This window comes from Streptomyces sp. NPDC049585 (assembly GCF_040675615.1).
GTDB classification, from domain to species: Bacteria; Actinomycetota; Actinomycetes; order Streptomycetales; family Streptomycetaceae; genus Streptomyces; species Streptomyces luteosporeus.
This window is the reverse complement of record NZ_JBFAPE010000005.1, coordinates 244,187-263,212: the sequence shown is the minus strand read 5'-3', so window position 1 is coordinate 263,212 and position 19,026 is coordinate 244,187. Positions and strand designations below refer to the sequence as shown.

Sequence of the window (19,026 nt, the reverse complement as noted above, 5' to 3'; positions counted from 1 at the left end):
GTTCCCTCTGTGCTTGCCGTTCCGGCCTGGACGCATCCGTCCAGAGCACTGCCATTCGGTGTGCACCAGGCTAGACAGCCGTTCACGGCAAAACGTTCCACCTCATGCTTGTGGCCTGCCCGACGCCGCCTGTGCGGGCCGGTCGCCCCAACCGGCCTGCGCGATCAGGTCGTACCAGTCGGGCAGGGCGCCCTGCGGCAGGTGACGGCGCAGCAGCTGACCGGGGAAGCCCAGCGGGCCGGCCTTGGCAGGGTCGGCCAGGGCCTGTCCCACGATCAGGTCGGTCAGCGCGTAGGCCAGGTCGTCGCGGGGATAGGCGGCGTGCACCCGCTCCGCGAACCCGTCCGGCAACAGCTCCCGGCCGTGCCCGAGGACGTCGGTGCCGATCCCCAGATGGGCCAGCTCGACCTCCGGGCCCTTGCGGCAGGCGATGCCCTCCGAGGTGTGCAGGGCCACGGCGTCCCACACCACGGCCGCCCGCTCCTCGCTCGCACCGTGCTCGCGCAGGAAGCGCACGGCCAGGTCGGCGCCGTCCACCTCGAAGCGCTGATGGCCGTTGCCCTGCTCGGACAGGCCCAGGTCGTGCAGGACACAGCCCAGGAAGACCAGCTCGTCGTCGAAGTCCGCCCCGGCCGTCCAGCCGCGGCGGTCGGCCACCGCCCGGGCGAAGAGGTAACTGCGCACGCTGTGCCGGAAAACGACCGCCGGCTCGACCTCGCGGGCGTAGCGCAGGGCGTGGCCGGCGAGATCCGTGCCCGGCAGGTCGAAGTCGTCGAGGACGGGGGTCATGCGGAGGGCTCCTTACGTGATCGGGTGGTTCCTCGATCCTGCGGCCTTGCCGGACCCCCGCCCAGTGGCACGAATGCCGACCTGCGCTAAATTCTGGCCATGACTGTGGTGGCCGTTCTCGCACTCGACGGCGTCGTCCCCTTCGAGCTGTCCGTCCCCGGACAGGTCTTCGGCACCGCCAACCAGGCAGCGGGCCGGGTGCACTACGACATCCGCGTCTGCGCCCCGGAGGGGAGCGCGGGAACGTCGCCCGAGCACGGTGCCTTCCGCCTGCACACCCCCTACGGGCTCGACGTCCTGGAGGAGGCCGACACGGTCGTCGTCCCCGCCCACGCCGGCTTCCTGGACCCACCCCCGGGCGCGGCCGTGGAGGCGCTGCGGCGTGCGGCGGAGCGCGGGGCCCGGCTGGCGTCGGTGTGCGTCGGTGCCTTCACCCTGGCCGCCACCGGAGCCCTGGACGGCCACCGCGCCACCACCCACTGGAGGTACGCCGGCGAACTCGCCCGCCGCCACCCGCGGATCGACGTCGACCCCGCCGTTCTCTTCGTCGACCACGGCTCCCTGATCACCTCGGCCGGGGTGGCCGCGGGCCTCGACCTGTGCCTGCACCTGGTGCGCCGCGACCTCGGCGCGGACCTCGCGGCGGCCACCGCCCGGCGCACCGTCATGCCCCTGCAGCGCGACGGCGGTCAGGCCCAGTACATCGAACACCCCCTGCCGCCCGCCGACCCCGGCGCCCTCCAGCCGGTCCTGCGCTGGATGGAGGACAACCTCCACCGCCCCCTCACCCTCGCCGACATCGCGAGCCGCGCGAACGCCAGCGTCCGCACGCTCAACCGCCACTTCCGGTCCCAGACCGGGACCACCCCGCTGCAGTGGCTGCTGCGCGCCCGCATCCACCGGGCCCAGCAACTGCTGGAGACCACCGCGCTGTCCGTGGCGCACATCGCCGACCGCACCGGCTTCGGCTCCCCGACGACCCTGCGCCACCACTTCACCCGCCACACGGGCACGTCCCCGCAGGCCTACCGCGCGACCTTCCGGTAGGGCGGGGACGTCCCGTGGTTCACGCCTTGTGGCGTACGACGCACAGGCCCCAGATCACGAAGGCGGCCAGGGCGATGACGACGAGCGACCACAGCGGGTAGTAGGGCAGCGAGAGGAAGTTGGCGAGCAGGACGAGTGCCGCGACAGCGATGCCCAGCACTCTGGCCCAGGTGGAGACCTTGAAGAGGCCGACGCCCACCATGACCGCCGCAATGCCGAGGAAGAGGTGCACCCAGCCCCAGCCCGCCACGCTGAATTTGTAGACGTAGCTCGGTGTGCTGACGTACACCGCGTCGTGAACGATGGCCGAGATGCCCCGGAAGATGTTCAGGAATCCCACGATCAGCATCATCACGGCCGCGAACACCGTCAGTCCCGCCGCTGCCGCAGCGGACCTGTCGGTGTGGGGATCGAGCGAGGACGACATGGCCTGTCTCCTTTGTTCGGCTCGTTGGTGGCTCGGTTGCGGGAAATCAGTGCAATGCCTCCAGCGTCGCGATGGCGAGCGGCCGGCGCCTCACACGTTGCGGGTGACCGTGCCCGGCGTGCCCCCGTCCGTGCCGTTCGCCGTCCCGTTCGCTGTGTCGTTCGCCGTGCCGGCTGCCGCCAGGACGGCCAGGACGGCGAGCACGGCGACGGCGATGAGCAGGACCAGGGCCACGCAGGCCGCCGTCGGGTAGTTCCACAGCACCAGGGCCAGGACGGCCCCGGCGATGACGATGCCCGTGGTCCAGGGCCGGTGCCCCTGCAGCCAGCGGCCCGTCGCGCCGGTGCGCAGGCCGCTGCGGGCCATCGCCCGGCCCGTGGCGCCGGTGCCCCGGGCACTGACCGAGCGGACGAAGCGGGCGCCGCGCCCGGGGCCGTACAGGTACCCGGCCACCGCCGTGATCACCGCGATCACCAGGACGGTGCGGGTGCTGCTGCGCAGGAAGCGTACGAACGTGTCGTAGATCGAGGCGGCCGCATCGGGCGGCAGGGCCGAGGGCGGGACGGAGTCGAGGTAGACGCGCCGTGCGATCGCCAGCCCGACCAGGAGCACCAGCATCATCACCCCGATGCCGATGGCCGCGCTCATCATCGCCACCCGGTGTGCGGGAGCACTCCACACGGCGACGGCGGCGAGGACGATCGTGACGACGGGCAGCCAGGTGCCCAGGGTGTCGAGTAACTGCATGGCGTTCTGCGCGTCATCGAGCTTGTCGGTCCGGAACAGGGTGACCGACTTGTCGACATCGGGGATGGCCGAGGCCTTCTGGTAGCCCTCGTCGACCAGCTTCTGCTTGACCTTGTCCACGACGGTGCCCAGGTCGAGGACGACCGCGTCGCCCTTCGCCCGCACGGCGCTGTTGCCCTCGCCGGTGAGCGTCTTGACGACGGCGGCGTGGGCCCTGCGGTTGGCGCCGTCCCAAGCCTGCGCGAACTGCTCGCTCGTGACGACCTTGTTGACCACGTCGTGGACCGCGCCGGTCATGGCGTTCCTGAGCGGACCGGCGAGCAGGTGCGACTTGTCGACGACCGGGGGCGGGGCGTTCGTCTTGGCCAGGGCGTTGCCGAGGGCGTCCGTGATGGCGTTCACGTCCACGTTGTCCATCACCCGTGCGGTGAGCCGGTCCGTCACGGTCTTCTGCACGGAGGGGTCCTTGGCCAGCGGCGCGACGGTCTGCACATAGCGGTCGGTGTCCGATACCTGGGTGTGGGCCCAGGTCGCCACCACCGCGAGCGGGGAGAGCACGAAGGCCACGACCAGCAGCACCGCGGTCACGGCATAACGCAATCGCCGGTGCCGCAGGTGTTCGCGGTCCCGCAGCCGCCGGTACTCCTGGACCTCGGCGGGGCTGAGCGGAGGTTCGGTCATGGCCCATTCCTTTCGCCGTGACGTGACAGGGTGCTCCCGTGCCCCGCGCGCGGGATCACCCGCCGGGGGTGAGGGGGCCGGATGCCGCCAGGGCACGTCCGGCGGATCGCGCAGTGCCCCGCGCCCCTACGGGGCGCCGTGGTGGCGCGTGACGACGATCCGCCGGAGACGGCCTATTCCTCCGGCAGGCGCCGCATCTCCTCCACCCGCAGGCCGAGGTCCTGGAAGCGCAGGAGGAGCCCGTACAGGTGCGCCTCGTCCATGACCCTGCCGATGCACAGCGTCTGCCGGGGCGCAGGGCGGAGGTCCAGTTCCGGGAACGTCTCCGCCAGGAGGCGGGAGACGATGCCGTTCACGCGGAATTCGTAGCGCATGTCGATGCCGCTCCCACTGCCGGTCCGGTCGCCTTCCCCCTCACCGTGCGCGCCGGAGACGCGCCCCCGCACCACCCGCAACAGGTGGCACGCCACCGGCGTGCAGGACCGTCACAGCAGCCGCAGTTCCCTGCCGCGTTCCACCGCGTCGCGGCGCCGGGACACGCAGAGCTTGCGGTAGACGCTGCGCAGGTGGGTCTTCACGGTGTTGACCGACAGACCGAGCTCGGCCGCGATCTCGTCGGCGGACATCATCCGTTGCACACAGGCGAGCACCTCGCGTTCGCGGGCGCTCAGCGGTTGCAAGGGGCCGGGGAACGGGGAGCCGCTGCCCGGTGCCCGCTCGGTGAGCCAGCCGCTGCGGGCCCGCAGCGCACCGGCCCCGCCGGACCGCTCCAGCAGGTACGGCAGCCAGGGGCCCGCCTCGATGAAGGGACGGCGCAGCCGCTCCGGCCGGGCGGCGTCCAGCGCGTCGCCCACCAGGCGCTCCGCCGCCGCCTTCTCGCCGTGCGCCACTGCCGCCTGGGCCCGCAGCAGCCGGGCGGCCACACGGTCCGGCAGGCCGGCGTGCGCGGTGTTCTCCGCGCGCGCCAGCAGGGCCAGGGCACGGCCGGTGCTCCCCATGGCGAGGCGGGAGCGGGCCAGGGCGACCAGGGCCGCCGCTCCGGTGCCGCCGCGCAGGGCGGCCACCGCCGCCAGGTGGTCCCCGCGGGCCTGGGCCACGCCGGCGCGGGCGAGGGCCAGCTGCTGGGCGGGCCAGTGCTCCTCCTCCGCTGCCCGGCCGGCCAGGGCCGCCGCGGCGGCTTCCCACCGTCCGTGCGCCAGCTCGAAGCGGCAGCGCAGGACGGCCTCCTGGGTGCGCAGCAGGGGGTCCGACCGGGTGTCGGGGTACAGGGCGGCCTCCTCGGCGCGGCGGCGGGCGGCCTCGGCGTCCCCCTGCGCCAGGGCCGCGGCGGCCAGGGCGAGGAGCCCCGTGCCCGACCGGTGGCCCGCGGGCAGGCCGTGCCGGTCGGCGACTGCCAGGGACTCCAGCGCGTGGTCCTCGGCCGACGTCAGGGCGCCGTCGGCGCTCTCGGCCAGTGCGAGCAGGCCGAGGCACGTGTGCCGCAGGTGCACGGCCGTTCCGGGCGGGCAGACGCCGACGGCCTCGGCGAGCGTCCGGCGAGCGGCGTCGAGCAGGCCGCAGCCGAGGAGGCTGCGCGCCCGCCCCCGCAGGCGCAGTGCTTCCAGGGCGGGGTGCGCGCCGGGGTGCTCGGGCGCCGGCCGGGGCGTCAGGTCGGCGGCCACGGCGGCGGCCTCCTCGCCCGCCGCCGGCCCCTCGCACGGCCCGTACGGCATGCTCAGAAGGCGCAGCAGTGCGAGGGTGAGGCGGAATTCCGGCGTCACGGCCTCCGGCCGCCCCTGCCGTGCGGCGTCCTCGGCAGGGCGCAGGCGTGCCCGGCATCCCGGCCCGTCGTGCCGGATCAGCCGGCACGCGGCCGCCACGAGGGCCGGCTCGGCACCGGGGACGGAGGCGGGCAGGCAGGAGAATGTCTGTTCGATGCGACTGGTCTCCGGTTCGGCGAGAAGGTCCGCCACCAGCAGCCCCCGTACGGCCTCCGAGGCGGCGCGTCGCCACTGTCCGGCCTGCACCGCGTGCTCCAGCGCCTCGGCCGGCCGTCCGGCCGAGGCCAGCAGGTGCGCGGCACGCCCGTGCAGGCGCGGCACGAGCGCGGGATGTTCGATCTGCAGCCGCCTGCGGAGCACCCCGGCGAACAACGGGTGGAAGCGGTAGCCGTCCGTGCCCGGCACGATCTCCAGGAAGACGCTGTCCCGTCCCAGCCGCTCCAGCACCCCCTCTGCACCCGGGCGCCCGGTCAGGGCGTCCACCACCGCGGGATCGACCCGGTCGAGGATGCTGCTGCGCAGCAGCAGCTCCCGCACGCCCGCGGGCTGTGCGTCGAGCACCTCCGTGAGCAGGTAGTCGCTCACCGCCCGCTCCGAGGCGGCGAAGGACCGGACGAAGGCGGCCGGATCCCCGGCGTCCTGCAGGGCCACGGCGCACAGCCGCAACCCCGCGGCCCAGCCCTCCGTGCGCCGCGCCAGCCCCTCGACGACCTCGTCCCGCACGGCGTCGTCCCGCACGCCCAGGCCGTGGGCGCGCAGCAGCGCTGCCGTCTCGTCCGGCGTGAAGGCCAGCGCGGCGCCGCGGATCTCGGTGAGCCGGCCCTCGGCCCGGTAGCGGTGCAGCGGCAGCAGGGGATCCACCCGGCTGCTCACGACCAGCCGGAACCGCGGCCCGGCGTGTGCCAGGAGGAAGTCCAGCCCGGCCGGCACCTGGCGGCCCGTCACCTTCTCGAAGCCGTCGAGCACCAGCACCACCGGCTCCGCCAGGCCCTCCAGTGCCGCCGCGAGCCGTACGAGCAGCGAGGACGCGACCCGGCCGGGGCAGGCGGGCACCGGCAGCCCGGACAGGCGCCCCGGCACGGCCCGCCGCAGCGCCTCGAGGACGTAGCTCCAGAAGACACCCGGCGCCCCGTCACCGGGATCGAGCGTCAGCCAGGCCACCGGCCCGGGCGCCGCGCCGGCGCGCGACCATCCCGCGCACGCCGCGCTCTTGCCCGCCCCGGCGGGGCCGGTGACCAGGGTCAAGGGCCCCTGCGCAGCCGCGCTCAGAGCATCGGTCAGCCGCGGCCGGGTGACGAGCGCGGGCGCCACCACGGGCGGCGCGAACTTCGCCGCGAGCAGCGGATCACCGGACCAGGACAGCACCGATCCCTGCGCCGGCCGCTCCGTCGCGGGCATGGCCTCACCACCGTGGGGAGACGACCCGGTGCCGGGCCCATCCGTCCGTCCCGGTCCGGGCCGCCTCATGTGACCGCTCAGCCTCCATCGTCACCGCCCCGGGCGTTGATCGCACCCCTGCCACCCGGGTCCCGCACTGCGGTCCGGCCGGGTGACACCCGCACGCCCAAGGCACCGGCTCGCCGCCGCGCCGTCCTAAGGTGCCAACGAGCGGCCGCCCGCGCACCGGACGGCGGGAAGGCGCAGGCGTGAAGAGATGGCGGGCCCTGGCAGTGCTGGGGACGGCACAGTTCCTGATGGTCCTGGACACCTCGGTGATGAACGTCTCGATCAGCAAACTGGTCGAGGACTTCGACACCGAAGTCACCGCGATCCAGGGCGTCATCACCCTGTACACCCTGGTCATGGCCGCCTTCATGATCACGGGAGGCAAGCTCGGGGACGCCTTCGGGCGCCGCCGCACCTTCGCCGCCGGGCTGGTGGTCTACGGGGCGGGATCCGCCGTGACGGCCCTGGCACCGGCCCTGTGGGTGCTGGCCCTGGGCTGGTCGGTCGTCGAGGGCCTGGGCGCCACCCTGGTCCTGCCGGCCCTGGCGGCCCTCGTCGCCGGGGCCTACCGGGGCCGGGAGCGCTCGGTCGCCTACGGCGTCATCGGCGGCCTCGCCGGCGCCGGCATCGCCGTCGGACCGCTCCTGGGCGGCTGGGTGACGACGTACCTGACCTGGCGGCTGGTCTTCGCCGGGGAAGTCGTCCTGGTCGTCGTCATGCTCTGCCTGCTCTCCTGGGTCCCGGACGTCCCTCCGGGCCCGAGGACCGCACTCGACCACGTGGGCGTCGTGCTCTCCGCGGCCGGCCTCGCCCTCGTCGTCGTGGGCGTCCTGCAGAGCAGCTCCTGGGGCTGGCTCGAACCCCGCAACCCGCCCTTCACCGTCCTCGGGTTCTCCCCGACGCTGTTCGCCATCGGCGCCGGGGCCGTCCTGCTGTGGCTGTTCTGCTCCTGGGAACGCCGGCGGCAGGCCCGCGGCCGCGAACCGCTGGTGCGCCTGGCGCTGTTCGCCAACCCGCCCCTGCGCTCGGGACTTTCCATGCTCCTGTGCCAGAACCTGGTGCTGCTGGGCCTGTTCTTCGTCATCCCGCTCTACCTGCAGGTCGTGCAGGGCCTGAACGCCTTCCAGACCGGCCTGCGCCTGCTGCCGGTGTCGGTGACCATGCTGCTGTCCGCCATGACCGGCCCGCTGCTCGGCCGGATCGCCGCCCCGCGGACCGTGGTGCGCTGCGGCCTGCTGGTGCTGATCGCGGCGGCCGTATGGCTTCTGGCGACCATCGAGCCCGAGATCGACAACCTCTCCTTCGGCCTGGCCATGGCCGTCCTCGGCATCGGCATGGGCCTGCTCGCCTCGCAGCTGGGCAACATCGTGCAGTCGGCCGTGGGGGAGCAGGAGCGCAGCGAGGTCGGCGGCCTGCAGTACACCGCGCAGAACCTCGGATCGTCCGTGGGCACCGCGCTCATCGGCTCCTTGCTGATCGGCGCCCTGGTGCACGCCTTCACCACGCAGATCGGGAACAACCCGACGATCTCGGAGGCCGTACGGCACCAGGCCGGTGTTGCCATGGAGGCGGGCGTGAGCTTCGTGAGCACCGACCAGGTGCGCGCCACGGCCCAACGCGCCGCCCTGCCCCCGGCCGAGGCGGACGCGCTCGTCGACTCCTACGCCACCGCACAGCTGCACAGCCTCAAGGCCGCCGTCCTGGCGGCCGCCGCCGTCCCGCTGCTGGCCTTCCCGTTCACCCGCCGGCTGCCCGCCGGACGCCCGGCCGCCGGCGCGGGCCGGTGAGCGCGGCCCTGCGGCCGCTGGCCACGGCCACCGGGCTGGTCCTCGCCTACTACCTGCTGCCCTTGAACCGGCGGTTCGAGGGCAGCGCCGCCGTGGGCCTGGTGCTGGGACTGGCCGGGGTGACGGCCCTGTTCATGTGGCAGATCCGCAGTATCCTGCGCTCCTCGCGGCCCCGGCTGCGGGCCGTGGAGTCCCTGGCCGCCACCGTGCCGCTGTTCCTGCTGCTCTTCGCGGCCACCTACTACCTCACCGAGCAGGCCAGGCCCGGCAGTTTCACCGAGCCGCTCACCCGCACCGGCGCGCTCTACTTCGCCCTCACCGTCTTCAGCACCGTCGGATTCGGCGACATCACCCCGCACACCGACGCCGCACGGATCATGACGATGGTGCAGATGGCCGGCGACATCCTGCTGCTGGGCGTCGCCGCGCACGTCGTCGTCGGCGCCGTGCAGTCAGCGCTCGGCCGCGCTCCCGCCGGGCGCGGCTGAGGCGGGGGCGCGGCCGAAGGCCAGCTGCAGCAGCCGCCGCCACTCCAGCCGCGGTCGCGGTGGCGGCACGCCCGGGCGCGTGCGCGGCACCCGTACCCGCAGGGCGCCCGGCTGCGTCACGCACCGCACGGGCGTGGGGAGATCGAGCGCCTCCCCGTCGACGCCGACGCGTACCTGCGGGGCGTCCGCGTCGACCACCACCTCATGACAGGTCAGGACGGCCAGCCCGGGCGCGCGCCGGCCGCGCAGCAGCTCGGCCGCCTGCACCGCGGTGTCGACCGTGATGCCCAGCAGCCCCAGCACCCCGCCGTCGAGCCGGTCGCGCCGCCCCAGACCGGCACGGTCGCCCACCCGGTACGGGTTGTTGCTGACCAGCACCGCCTGCGGCGCGTCGAGGCGCACGGCGCCGGCGGTGACCGTCAGGCGCGGCCCGCGATGGTGCGTGAGCACCTCGGGCAGCAGCTGCAGGACGGTGCCGGCCTTGTCGTCACGGTACGCCGGGCTCCGTACGACCTCCGCGTAGGCGCCGAACGAGGCGTTGTTGACGAAGACGCGGCCTCCGACGCGCGCGAGGTCCACGCGCAGCTCCACCGCGTCGGTGAGCGCATCGAGGCCGCGCGACGGGTCGTCACGGTCGAGCCCGAGGTCCAGGGCGAAGTGGTTGCGGGTACCGGCCGGTACCACCACGAAGGGCACCCCGTGCTCCGCCGCCACCCCCGCCACCAGTGCCTGGGTGCCGTCACCGCCGGCCACGCCCAGCAGGTCGGCGCCGCGGGCCAGGGCGTCACGGGCGCACCCGGCCACGTCCACGGGGTGCGGCGCGGACAGCACCTCGACCTCGGCGCCGAGCGCCCGGGCCCGCTCCACCAGCGAGAACCGGCCGACCTTGCCGCCGCCGGAGCGCGGATTCATCACGAACCAGGGATGCCGCGGCGCAGGAACACGCCGCCCCGCGGACACCGGGGCATCCGCCCGCAGCGCGGCCCACCCCGCCACGGCCGCCAGCACCCACAGGCCCAGCGAGAGCAGGACCAGCCACAGCAGCCCGGCCGCCACGTACGCCGCGAGCACCGCCACCGGCCCGGCCACGCCCAGCACCACCGCGATGCCCCGCACCGCGCCCCGGCGGCTCAGCGCCCACCAGGCCGCCGCCGCCGTGAGCGCCGACCCCACCAGCCCGACGGCCACCAGCACCAGGGCCCCCGCACCGGCGACGGACACCAGCAGCACCACCGCCACCACGACCGCTGCGACCGCCAGGCGTGCGGACCGGCGCCGTCCTCGGTGTCCGTGCGGGGCGACGTGCACGGCGACCCTCCTCGCGTGTGCGCGACCGTGCCCCCATGGTCGCCCCCGCACAGGCCGCCGCGCTCACCCGCAACGGGTGAGGCGATGCCCGGGCGACGGCGCCGACGGTGGGGTGTGTGGCGGACGAGTCGGTGACGGTGGAGGCCCAGGCCCTGCTGCCGATGATCTGGGCCGACCCCCAGCACATGCCCGAACAGCTGGCCCTCTTCGCGGTCCGCAGGTTCGGCCCGCGGGCCGCTGCGGCCACGGCCCGCCGCAGGCGGCGCAAACCCCACGCCGGGCACGACGAGCTCGCCGGGGACGCCGTCGCCCACGGCACCCGGACGACCATCGTCGACGGCGCCGTGCTGGGAGGGCCGTTCGTCGTCCTCGTACCGCTGGCCTTCGTGGCCGCCCTGCTGTCCCAGGCCGCAATGGTGCTGGAGGTGGCCGATCTCGCAGGCCACGACCCCCGCAGCGAGCAGCGGGCCGCCGACCTGCTCGTGCTGCAGGACGTCCACCCCTCGACCGGGGCGGCCGCGAAGGCGCTCGCCGAGGTGCCGCGCCATCCGCCGGGAGGCAGGGGCCGGCTTCCCCGGCGGACCCGCTGGTCCCTCGTCGTGCGGATGGCGGCGCTCCTCGGCATCACGGGCGGCGGCGAGAAGCGCAGCAGGCCGCGGCGGATCCTGTCGACCGCCCTCGTCGTGGCGCTGTTCCTGCTGGGCATGGTGCTGCCCCTGATCTGGGTGCCCGCGCTCGCGCTGATCTACCGACAGAACACGCTGCGCCTCGGGGCGAAGGCCGTGCGGTACTACACCCCGTCCGCCGCCGGCGACGCGCTGCGGCACCGAAGGCCCCTCACCCACGTCCCCAGGGCCGCGGGCGTCCTCGCCGTCCTGCGCCTGCTGGCCCTGACGCTGGTGCCCGTCGCAGCCGCCGCCGCGGTCGCCCTGGCGGGCGAGCGGATCGCCGGCGGCTTCTGGGGCACCGCCGTGATCGTCCTCGTCGCGCTGTCCCTGCTCGTGGCAGGACTGTGGTGGGCGCGCCGCCGGCTGCGGGGGTGACCCGCTGCGGCAGGCGGCGCGTTCTCGTCTCGCCGCCGGCGCACCCGACGGCGCCCGCCTGCGCAACCCCGCCTACAACAGGTGCCTGACCATCGCCCACGGCAACTGGTGGGTCGGGGCCGCCGTCCTCATGTGGGACTGCAACCAGGGCAGCAACCAGCTCTGGCACACCACCTGACGGCTCGCGCCCGGCACCGGCGCAGCGGCCCGCCGGCGGACTTTTGCCGGCGGGCCGTGTCATGCGGACCTACTGGCCGAGCGCTGCCGCGCCGGCACGGGCGAACTTCTCGTCGAGATCGCCACTGGGAGCGCCCGCCACACCGATGCCCGCCACCGGCGCGCCCTTCGCCTGGACCGGGACGCCACCGGGCAGGAACAGGGTGCCGGGAATGTCCTTCAGATTCGGGGTCTGCGAGAGGCGGCCGACCAGCACGGAGGTCGGGGCGTTCCAGGAGACGGCGGTGAACGCCTTCTTCTCGGCCGAGGCGTACGACTGCGGTCCGGCCCCGTCACCGCGCAGCGTGACGATCGTGTTGCCGTTGCGGTCGACGACGGCGACGGAGACCTTCTGGCCCTCCTTGGCGGCGGCCTCCAGGCCCGCCTGCGCGGCCCTGGTGGCCGCGGCGACGGACAGGTGGGCGGACTGCACGAGGTTCCCCTCGGCCGCATCGGCCTTCACCGTGGTCTTCGTAGCGGCGGTCTTCGTAGCGGCCTCGGGGGCGGCGGCGCTGGCGGCGACCGCGCCGACGGTCGCGGCGGTGCCGGCGGCTACGAGGGCGGCCGTGGCGGCGAGGAGCTTCTTCTTGGTGTTCATGGCTCGATCCTCCGGCCGCCACCGGGGCGTGGACCTCGACCCGGCGGCTGCTCCTCGCGAGCGCAAAGGCCGACCTCCGTGTCGTCCGATCGGTTGATGCGAGGATGGGCCCCGCAGGCGACCATGGGCGTGAACATGCAGGTCGAGGAGGGTTCGATGGCAAGGACAGGGACGCCGGCACGGGCCGGCGCCGCTTTCGTGCCCGCGCCCGCCGGCACCCCGGGCCCCGCCGCGCAGGAGGCCGCCGCCTCCGGCGAGCGCCGGCTGCGCCTCGTCATGCACGCCGCGTTCTTCCTCCTCCTCGGCGCCTCGCTGGCGCGGTTCCTGACCCGGCACCCCGGCGAGCCCCGCACCCCGTGGATCATCGGGCTCTGCGCCGGGCTGGCCCTGCTGTACGTGCTCGGCCCCGCACCGTTCGCCCGCACCGCCCCGCGCCGCCTGGTGTGGCTGGGCGCGGTCGTGGCGGTCTGGATGGTGCTGGTGGTCCTCGCGCCGAGCTTCGCCTGGTGCGCGGTGCCGCTGTTCTTCACCGGCCTGCACACCCTGCCGCCCCGCACGGCCCTCGCCCTGGTCACCGTCCTCACCGCCTTCGTCGTCGGCGCCCAGCTCAAGCTCTCGCCCGGCGGCTTCGACCCCAACCTCGTCCTCGCGCCGCCCGCCGTCGCCGCCATCGCCACCGCCGTCTTCGTCCACATGCGCCGCCAGTCCGACCACCAGCGGCGGCTGATCGAGGACCTGATCAGCACCCGGCGCGAGCTGGCCGCCACCGAGCGCCGCGAGGGCACCCTCGCCGAGCGCCAGCGCCTGTCCATGGAGATCCACGACACCCTCGCCCAGGGCCTGTCCAGCCAGCAGATGCTGCTGCAGGCGGCCGACCGGGTCTGGACGACGGACCCGCAGACCGCCCACCGGCACGTCCGTACCGCCGCCTCCATCGCCGGCCGCAATCTTGCCGAGGCCCGCCGCTTCGTGCGCGACCTCGCCCCCGCCGACCTCGCCGGCGGCGGCACCCTCCAGCAGGCGCTGCGCGCCCTGGCCGCACGCGAGGCGCAGGAGAACAAGGGCCTCGCCGTCCGCTGCCACATCGAGGGCACGCCGGCCCGGCCGCTGCCCGAGCGCGTCTCCTCCGCGCTGCTGCGCATCGCCCAGGGCGCCCTGGCCAACGTCCGCGAACACGCCGGCGCCACCACGGCGACCCTCACCCTGACCTTCCTCGGCGACCAGGTGGTCCTCGACGTCGCCGACGACGGCCGCGGCTTCGACGCCCGGGCCGCCGGCGCGCCCGGCGCCCGGGGGCACGGACTGCCCGCGATGCGCGCGAGGGCCCGGCAGCTGGGCGGCGTCCTGACGCTCGAGACGGCGCCCGGCGAGGGCACCGTCCTGTCCGCCGCCGTCCCCCTGCACCCCACGGACACCACGCCATGACCCCAGCCCCCGTCCGCGTCCTGCTCTGCGACGACCACGCCGTCGTCCGCGCCGGCCTGCTCGCGCTGCTCGGCAGCGAACCGGGCTTCGAGGTGGTCGGCGAGGCCGGCAGCGGCGAGGAGGCGGTGGCCGCGGCCGCCCGGCTGCGGCCCGACGTCGTGCTGATGGACCTCCAGCTCGGCCCCGGCATCGACGGGGTCGAGGCCACCCGCCGCATCGCGGCCACCGGCACCCACGTCCTGGTACTGACCACGTACGACACGGACGCCGACATCACCCGCGCCATCGCCGCGGGCGCCACCGGCTACCTGCTCAAGGCCGAACGCCCCGAGGAGCTCTTCGCCGCCCTCCACGACGCCGCCCAGGGCCGCACCGCGCTCTCGCCGCCCGTCGCCAGCCGCGTCATGAGCCGGCTGCGCGGCGCCGCCCGCCCCGCCCTGACCGCCCGCGAACTCGACATCCTCGCCCAGCTCGCCCAGGGCCTGGGCAACCGCGACATCGCCCGGGCCCTGTTCATCAGCCAGGCCACCGTCAAGACCCACCTGGGCCGCATCTACGACAAGCTGGGCGTCGACACCCGGGCGGGCGCGGTGGCGGTGGCCAAGGAGCAGCGCCTGCTGCCCTGAGCGGTCCGGGCAACCGGCCGCGACAATGGCGGCAGGGGACCACCCGCGCAACGGCCGGGAACGTCAGGAGGCCGCCATGCTCACCGACGCACAGCGGAGGGCGAAAGCGCCGGTCAGCGCCGTCCTGGCCGGCCCGTACGGGCATCCGCTCCATCCGATCCTGATCACCGTGCCGATCGGCGCATGGGTGGCGAGCCTGGTCTTCGACATCGCCTCCCACCTCACAGGCGACCCCGGCTTCCTCACCCACGGCTCCCAGTGGCTGATCGCCCTGGGTGTCATCGGCGCCCTCGCCGCGGCGCTGGTGGGCCTCCTCGACCTGCGGGTCATCCCCTCCGGCACCTCGGCGTTCCGCGTGGGCGTCACCCACATGGCCCTGAACCTGCTCGTGACCCTGGCCTACGCCGGCGACTTCGCCTGGCGCCGCGCCGCCCAGCCGCCCGCACAGGCCGTACGGCCCGCGATGCTCGCCCTGTCCGCCGTCGCCCTGGCCCTGCTCGGGATCTCCGGCTACCTCGGTGGCAAGCTCGCCTACCGCTACGGGGTCCGCGTGGCCGACGAGACCACCCAGGCCGAGGGCTACACCGGCCACGGCGCAGCCGATCAGGGGCCGTAGGAGGCGCGGTGAAGCTGTCGTTCCTCGACCCGCTCTACGAGCAGCCGGGCCCCTGGGCGAGCGTCTACCTGGACACCTCCCAGGACATCGACGACCCCGAGCGGGCCATCGCCCTGCGCTGGCGCCACCTGCGCGAGGACCTCGTCGCCGGCGGCGCGGAGCGCGAGACCCTCGACGCCCTCGCGGATGTCCTGGGCGCCGACCGCGAGGTGGCCGGGCGCCACGGGCAGGCCCTGTTCGCGGCACGCGGCCGGCTCGTCCTCGTCGAGGAACTGCCCGAGCCCCCGCGGCGCGACGTCGCGCGCTTCGGCCCGCTGCCGCACGCCCTGCCCCTGGCCGTCCACCACGCCCCCGAGATCCCCTACGCCGCCGTCGCGCTCGACCACCTGACGCAGGAGCCCGAGGAGGTGCTCGTGGAGGTGGAGAGCGGGCGCTGGCCCATGAGCAGGGTCGTCCCCGGCCCCGCGGCCACCCACCGGGTCCCGGCCGGCGACTGGCCGCAGCAGGCGCCCGACATCGCCCGGCACCTGGAGGAACTGGCCGCCGGCGGCGACGCCGAGGTGATCGTCGTACGGGCGGGCGCACAGGCCGAGTGGGCGCGCGGGGTGCTGGTGGGCCGCCTGCCCCGGCGCGTCCGCGACCACCTGATCACCGTACGGAGCGAGGCCACCGCGCAGGAGATGCCGCCCCGGCCGGGTCCGGGCCGGGCCCTGCTCGAGGAGGAGCTGGGCGGCCTGCTCGCCGACCGCCCGAGCACCGGCGACCACCGGCTCCTCGACCGCTACCGGGCCCAGCGCGCACAGCGGCCCGAGGCGTCCGACGGCCTGACCGCCGTCGCCGCCGCCCTGCAGCAGGGCCGGGCCGAGGCCCTGCTCGTCACCACCCCCGTGAGCCTGTCCGCCCCCGTCTGGACCGGCACCGAGCCCCACCGGATCTCCCTGTCCGCCGAGGAACTGCGGGCCTTCGGCGAACCCACCGTGCGCCGGGAGACGGCGGAGGACGCCCTGCTGTGGGCCGCCGTCGGCACGGGCGCCGAACTCGTCGTCGTCCCCCACGACACGCTGCCCCTGCACGATGGCGTGGGCGTGCTGCTGCGCTCCTGACGGAGCAGGAGAGCGGAATGCGTCTGTACCACTACCGGCCCGCCGGCCCCGCCGAACGCGCCGTCCTGCACAAGCTGCGCACGCCAGACGCGCCATCTGCTTAGGCACGGGCACAACGGATACCCGGGTACCGGGAAGCCGGGGCGTACCGGGAAGCCGGGACGTACGGGCCGCGACGCACGGGAGGGCCATGAGCACCGCAGCAGCGGGCACACGCGTGATCGTCACCGGGGCCACGGGCAACCTGGGCACGGGCATCGTCCGTGCCCTGGCCGCCGACCCCGCGATCGCGTCGGTGACGGGACTGGCCCGGCGGGTGCCGACGTGGCTGCCGGAGCGGACCACCTGGGTCGGCGTCGACCTCGGCGACGAACGCACGGACCTCGGCGAGCTGTTCCGCGGCGCCGACGCGGTGATCCACCTGGCCTGGCTGTTCCAGCCCACGCACACCCCGGCCCTGACATGGCGCACGAACGTCCTCGGCAGCCTGCGCGTCCTCGACGCCGTCGCCGCCGCCGGTGTACCCCTGCTCGTCCACACCTCCTCGGTCGGCGCCTACTCGCCGGGCCCCAAGGACCGCCACGTCGACGAGAGCTGGCCGACGCACGGCTGGCCGGGAGCCGCCTACACCCGCGAGAAGGCCTACTTGGAGCGGGTACTGGACGCCTTCGAGCAGCGCCACCCCGGCGTACGGGTGGTCAGGATGCGTCCGGCCTTCGTCTTCCCGCGCGCCGCCGCCGTCGAGCAGCGCCGGCTCTTCGCCGGCCCCCTGCTGCCCCGGGCGCTCGTCCACCCCGAGCTCCTGCCGTTCGTCCCGGACGTCCCGGGCCTGCGGTTCCAGGCCGTGCACACCGCGGACGTCGCCGACGCCTACCGGCTCGCTCTGCACCGGGACGTACGGGGATCGTTCAACCTGGCCGCAGGCCCCCCGATCGACGCCGAGGTCCTCGCCGGCATGTGGCGGGCCCGCGTACGACGCGTACCGCTGCGCCTGCTGCGCCCCGCGCTGGCCGCCGCATGGCGCCTGCACGCGGTGCCCGCCTCCCCGGACCTCTTCGACGCCGTGCTGCGCCTGCCGCTGATGGACTGCACGCGCGCCGCACGGGAACTGGGCTGGCACCCGCGGTTCACCGCCGTCGAGGCGGTGGCGGAGTTCGTCGAGGGCCTGCGGGAAGGCACCGGCGGCCCCACACCGCCACTGGCGGCGAGGCCCCCGGGAGGCAGGGCACGCGAGTTCCGCACGGGCGTCGGCACCCGGCCCTGAACGAAAGGACGCAGCCATGCAGGGCGAGGCGCCCCCGTCGAGGCCGACCGCCACCCGGCCACGGCCGCCCTCGCGGGCAGCGCTCCCCCCACGGTGGTTGCCCCTGCCGTACCGTTACCGCCTCTGGCGAACTCTTCCGGCGGCGTCACCCGGAGAGACAAGTCCCGTCTCGTAGGCGACGACGACGGCCTGGGCGCGGTCGCGCAGGGTGAGTTTGGCGAAGATCCGGGCCACGTGCGTCTTCACCGTCGCCTCACTGAGCGTCAGCATCTGCGCCAGTTCGCTGTTGGACAGACCCCGGCCCATGAGCGTCAGGACTTCGCGCTCCCGCTGCGTCAGGGCGGCCAGGTCGCGGTGGGCGTCCGGGGCCGGCGGCGGGGTCGCGGCCCCCGCAAAGCGCTCCACCAGGCGGCGGGTGATCGAGGGCGCGAGCAGTGCATCGCCGGTCCGGACCAGACGTACCGCGGAGGCGAGGTGTTCGGGGGTGACGTCCTTGAGGAGGAAGCCGCTGGCGCCGGCGGCGAGGGCGGCGTAGACGTAGCGGTCGAGGTCGAAGGTGGTCAGCATGATCACCCGGCAGTCGGGGACCTGCGCAAGGACGTGGCGGCCGGCCTCCAGGCCGTCCATGGTGGGCATCCGGATGTCCATCAGCACGACGTCGGGCCGCAGCTCGCGCGCCGCTGCCACCGCCTCCACCCCGTCGGCGGCCTCGCCCACCACGTCGATTCCGCGGGCGGTCAGGATCAGCCGGAAGCCGGTGCGGACGAGTTCCTGGTCGTCGGCGACGACGACGCGGGGGGTGGGTTCGGTGGGCGTCATGGCCGGTCCAGGGGGATCCGGGCGCGGACGCGGTAGCCGCCGCCGAGGCGGCGGCGGGCGTCCAGGTCGCCGCCGTAGACGGCGACCCGCTCCCGCAGGCCGAGCAACCCGCGTCCGGCTCCGTCCGCCCGGTCGGTGGCCGGGCCACCGGGAGACGCGGAACCGCCGGCCACCAGGACGCTCGGCCCGCTGTTGAGGACCTCGACCCGCAGGCAGTGATCCGCGTAACGCACCGTCACCTCCGCCTTCGCCGTGCTCGCGTGTTTGAGGGCATTGGTCAGCGCCTCCTGGATGATCCGGTAGGCGGTGACATCGATGCCGCCCGGCAGCGGGCGCGGTTCCCCGGAGATCCGTACGTCCACGGGCAGGCCGGCGAAGGCGAACCGGTCGATCAGCGGGCTGAGCCTGCTCAGGCTCGGCTGTGGTGACAGATCTGCACCGTAGGGCTCGTCGTCGCCGTTCTGCTCGGGGGCGAGCAGGCCGAGCAGGAGCCGCAGCTCGGTCATCGCGTTGCGTCCGGCGCTCTCGACGGCGCTCATCGCAGCCGCGGCCTCGTCCGGCAGGGTGGCCAGCACCTCGCGGGCGGCACCGGCCTGGACCACCATGAGGCTCACGTTGTGGCTGACGATGTCGTGGAGGTCCGCCGCGATCCGGGCCCGCTCGGCGTCGACGGCGGTCCGTGCCGCGCTCTCCCGCTCCCGCTCCAGCAGCCAGCCGCGCTCCTCGATCGCCGATCGGTGACGCCGCCGCACCCGGACGAGGGCCACGCCCAGCCAGCCGGCGGCAGCGCACGCCGCCACCAGCGCGATGACCAGCCATCCCACCCCTGAACTCCA

18 protein-coding genes are annotated in these 19,026 nt (G+C 74.8%); 9 read left to right on the top strand and 9 right to left on the bottom strand.

Annotated elements, in window-relative coordinates:
- Window positions 1-102: 102 nt before the first annotated feature.
- Complete coding sequence (locus AB0K17_RS08730) at window positions 103-789, bottom strand: HD domain-containing protein (protein WP_365967872.1); 687 nt, start codon at window positions 787-789, stop codon at window positions 103-105.
- A 99-nt stretch (window positions 790-888) separates the two neighbouring features.
- On the opposite strand from AB0K17_RS08730, the gene AB0K17_RS08725 reads away from it, so the two are divergent.
- Complete coding sequence (locus AB0K17_RS08725; RefSeq protein ID WP_365982579.1) at window positions 889-1,836, top strand: helix-turn-helix domain-containing protein; 948 nt, start codon at window positions 889-891, stop codon at window positions 1,834-1,836.
- Between the two features lie 19 nt (window positions 1,837-1,855).
- Here AB0K17_RS08725 and AB0K17_RS08720 read toward each other — a convergent pair whose 3' ends face one another.
- From AB0K17_RS08720 to AB0K17_RS08705, 4 genes are all read right to left on the bottom strand, one after another.
- Window positions 1,856-2,263, bottom strand: coding sequence for a hypothetical protein (locus AB0K17_RS08720; protein WP_365982578.1), 408 nt, complete (start codon window positions 2,261-2,263; stop codon window positions 1,856-1,858).
- A 90-nt stretch (window positions 2,264-2,353) separates the two neighbouring features.
- Entirely contained in the window at window positions 2,354-3,691 is a 1,338-nt protein-coding gene (locus AB0K17_RS08715) for a hypothetical protein (RefSeq protein WP_365982577.1), read from the bottom strand.
- A gap of 173 nt (window positions 3,692-3,864) precedes the next feature.
- On the bottom strand, window positions 3,865-4,065 hold the full coding sequence (locus tag AB0K17_RS08710) for a hypothetical protein (protein WP_365967876.1): 201 nt from the start codon (window positions 4,063-4,065) through the stop codon (window positions 3,865-3,867).
- A gap of 111 nt (window positions 4,066-4,176) precedes the next feature.
- Window positions 4,177-6,849, bottom strand: coding sequence for a LuxR C-terminal-related transcriptional regulator (locus tag AB0K17_RS08705; RefSeq protein ID WP_365982576.1), 2,673 nt, complete (start codon window positions 6,847-6,849; stop codon window positions 4,177-4,179).
- Window positions 6,850-7,097: 248 nt separating this feature from the next.
- On the opposite strand from AB0K17_RS08705, the gene AB0K17_RS08700 reads away from it, so the two are divergent.
- Window positions 7,098-8,684: an MFS transporter gene (locus AB0K17_RS08700; RefSeq protein WP_365982575.1), complete on the top strand. Its 1,587-nt coding sequence runs from the start codon at window positions 7,098-7,100 to the stop codon at window positions 8,682-8,684.
- Window positions 8,681-9,172 carry an ion channel gene (locus AB0K17_RS08695; RefSeq protein ID WP_365982574.1) on the top strand — a complete coding sequence of 164 codons (492 nt, stop codon included), beginning with the start codon at window positions 8,681-8,683 and terminating at the stop codon, window positions 9,170-9,172. The genes AB0K17_RS08700 and AB0K17_RS08695 overlap by 4 nt, the downstream gene beginning before the upstream one ends.
- Here the strand turns inward: AB0K17_RS08695 and AB0K17_RS08690 are convergent.
- Window positions 9,137-10,480 carry a diacylglycerol kinase family protein gene (locus tag AB0K17_RS08690; RefSeq protein WP_365982573.1) on the bottom strand — a complete coding sequence of 448 codons (1,344 nt, stop codon included), beginning with the start codon at window positions 10,478-10,480 and terminating at the stop codon, window positions 9,137-9,139. The two genes, AB0K17_RS08695 and AB0K17_RS08690, sit on opposite strands and share 36 nt — an antisense overlap.
- A 116-nt stretch (window positions 10,481-10,596) precedes the next feature.
- On the opposite strand from AB0K17_RS08690, the gene AB0K17_RS08685 reads away from it, so the two are divergent.
- Window positions 10,597-11,523, top strand: coding sequence for a hypothetical protein (locus AB0K17_RS08685; RefSeq protein ID WP_365967881.1), 927 nt, complete (start codon window positions 10,597-10,599; stop codon window positions 11,521-11,523).
- Between the two features lie 247 nt (window positions 11,524-11,770).
- On the opposite strand, the gene AB0K17_RS08680 is transcribed toward AB0K17_RS08685, so the two are convergent.
- Window positions 11,771-12,337, bottom strand: a complete 567-nt coding sequence (locus tag AB0K17_RS08680; RefSeq protein ID WP_365982572.1) for a heme-binding protein — start codon at window positions 12,335-12,337, stop codon at window positions 11,771-11,773.
- Between the two features lie 156 nt (window positions 12,338-12,493).
- On the opposite strand from AB0K17_RS08680, the gene AB0K17_RS08675 reads away from it, so the two are divergent.
- From AB0K17_RS08675 to AB0K17_RS08655, 5 genes are all read left to right on the top strand, one after another.
- Window positions 12,494-13,762 (top strand): histidine kinase, encoded by a 1,269-nt coding sequence (locus tag AB0K17_RS08675; protein ID WP_365982571.1) that lies wholly within the window; start codon window positions 12,494-12,496, stop codon window positions 13,760-13,762.
- Complete coding sequence (locus AB0K17_RS08670; protein WP_365967884.1) at window positions 13,759-14,388, top strand: response regulator transcription factor; 630 nt, start codon at window positions 13,759-13,761, stop codon at window positions 14,386-14,388. The genes AB0K17_RS08675 and AB0K17_RS08670 overlap by 4 nt, the downstream gene beginning before the upstream one ends.
- A 76-nt stretch (window positions 14,389-14,464) precedes the next feature.
- Complete coding sequence (locus AB0K17_RS08665) at window positions 14,465-15,004, top strand: DUF2231 domain-containing protein (RefSeq protein ID WP_365982570.1); 540 nt, start codon at window positions 14,465-14,467, stop codon at window positions 15,002-15,004.
- An 8-nt stretch (window positions 15,005-15,012) separates the two neighbouring features.
- Window positions 15,013-16,107: a hypothetical protein gene (locus tag AB0K17_RS08660; protein ID WP_365982569.1), complete on the top strand. Its 1,095-nt coding sequence runs from the start codon at window positions 15,013-15,015 to the stop codon at window positions 16,105-16,107.
- Between the two features lie 190 nt (window positions 16,108-16,297).
- The gene (locus AB0K17_RS08655; protein WP_365982568.1) at window positions 16,298-17,371 is read left to right on the top strand and encodes an NAD-dependent epimerase/dehydratase family protein; all 1,074 of its coding nucleotides are present in this window, start codon (window positions 16,298-16,300) and stop codon (window positions 17,369-17,371) included.
- Window positions 17,372-17,485: 114 nt separating this feature from the next.
- On the opposite strand, the gene AB0K17_RS08650 is transcribed toward AB0K17_RS08655, so the two are convergent.
- Window positions 17,486-18,190: a response regulator transcription factor gene (locus AB0K17_RS08650; protein WP_365982567.1), complete on the bottom strand. Its 705-nt coding sequence runs from the start codon at window positions 18,188-18,190 to the stop codon at window positions 17,486-17,488.
- On the bottom strand, window positions 18,187-19,014 hold the full coding sequence (locus AB0K17_RS08645) for a histidine kinase (RefSeq protein ID WP_365982566.1): 828 nt from the start codon (window positions 19,012-19,014) through the stop codon (window positions 18,187-18,189). The genes AB0K17_RS08650 and AB0K17_RS08645 overlap by 4 nt, the downstream gene beginning before the upstream one ends.
- Window positions 19,015-19,026 lie beyond the last annotated feature (12 nt).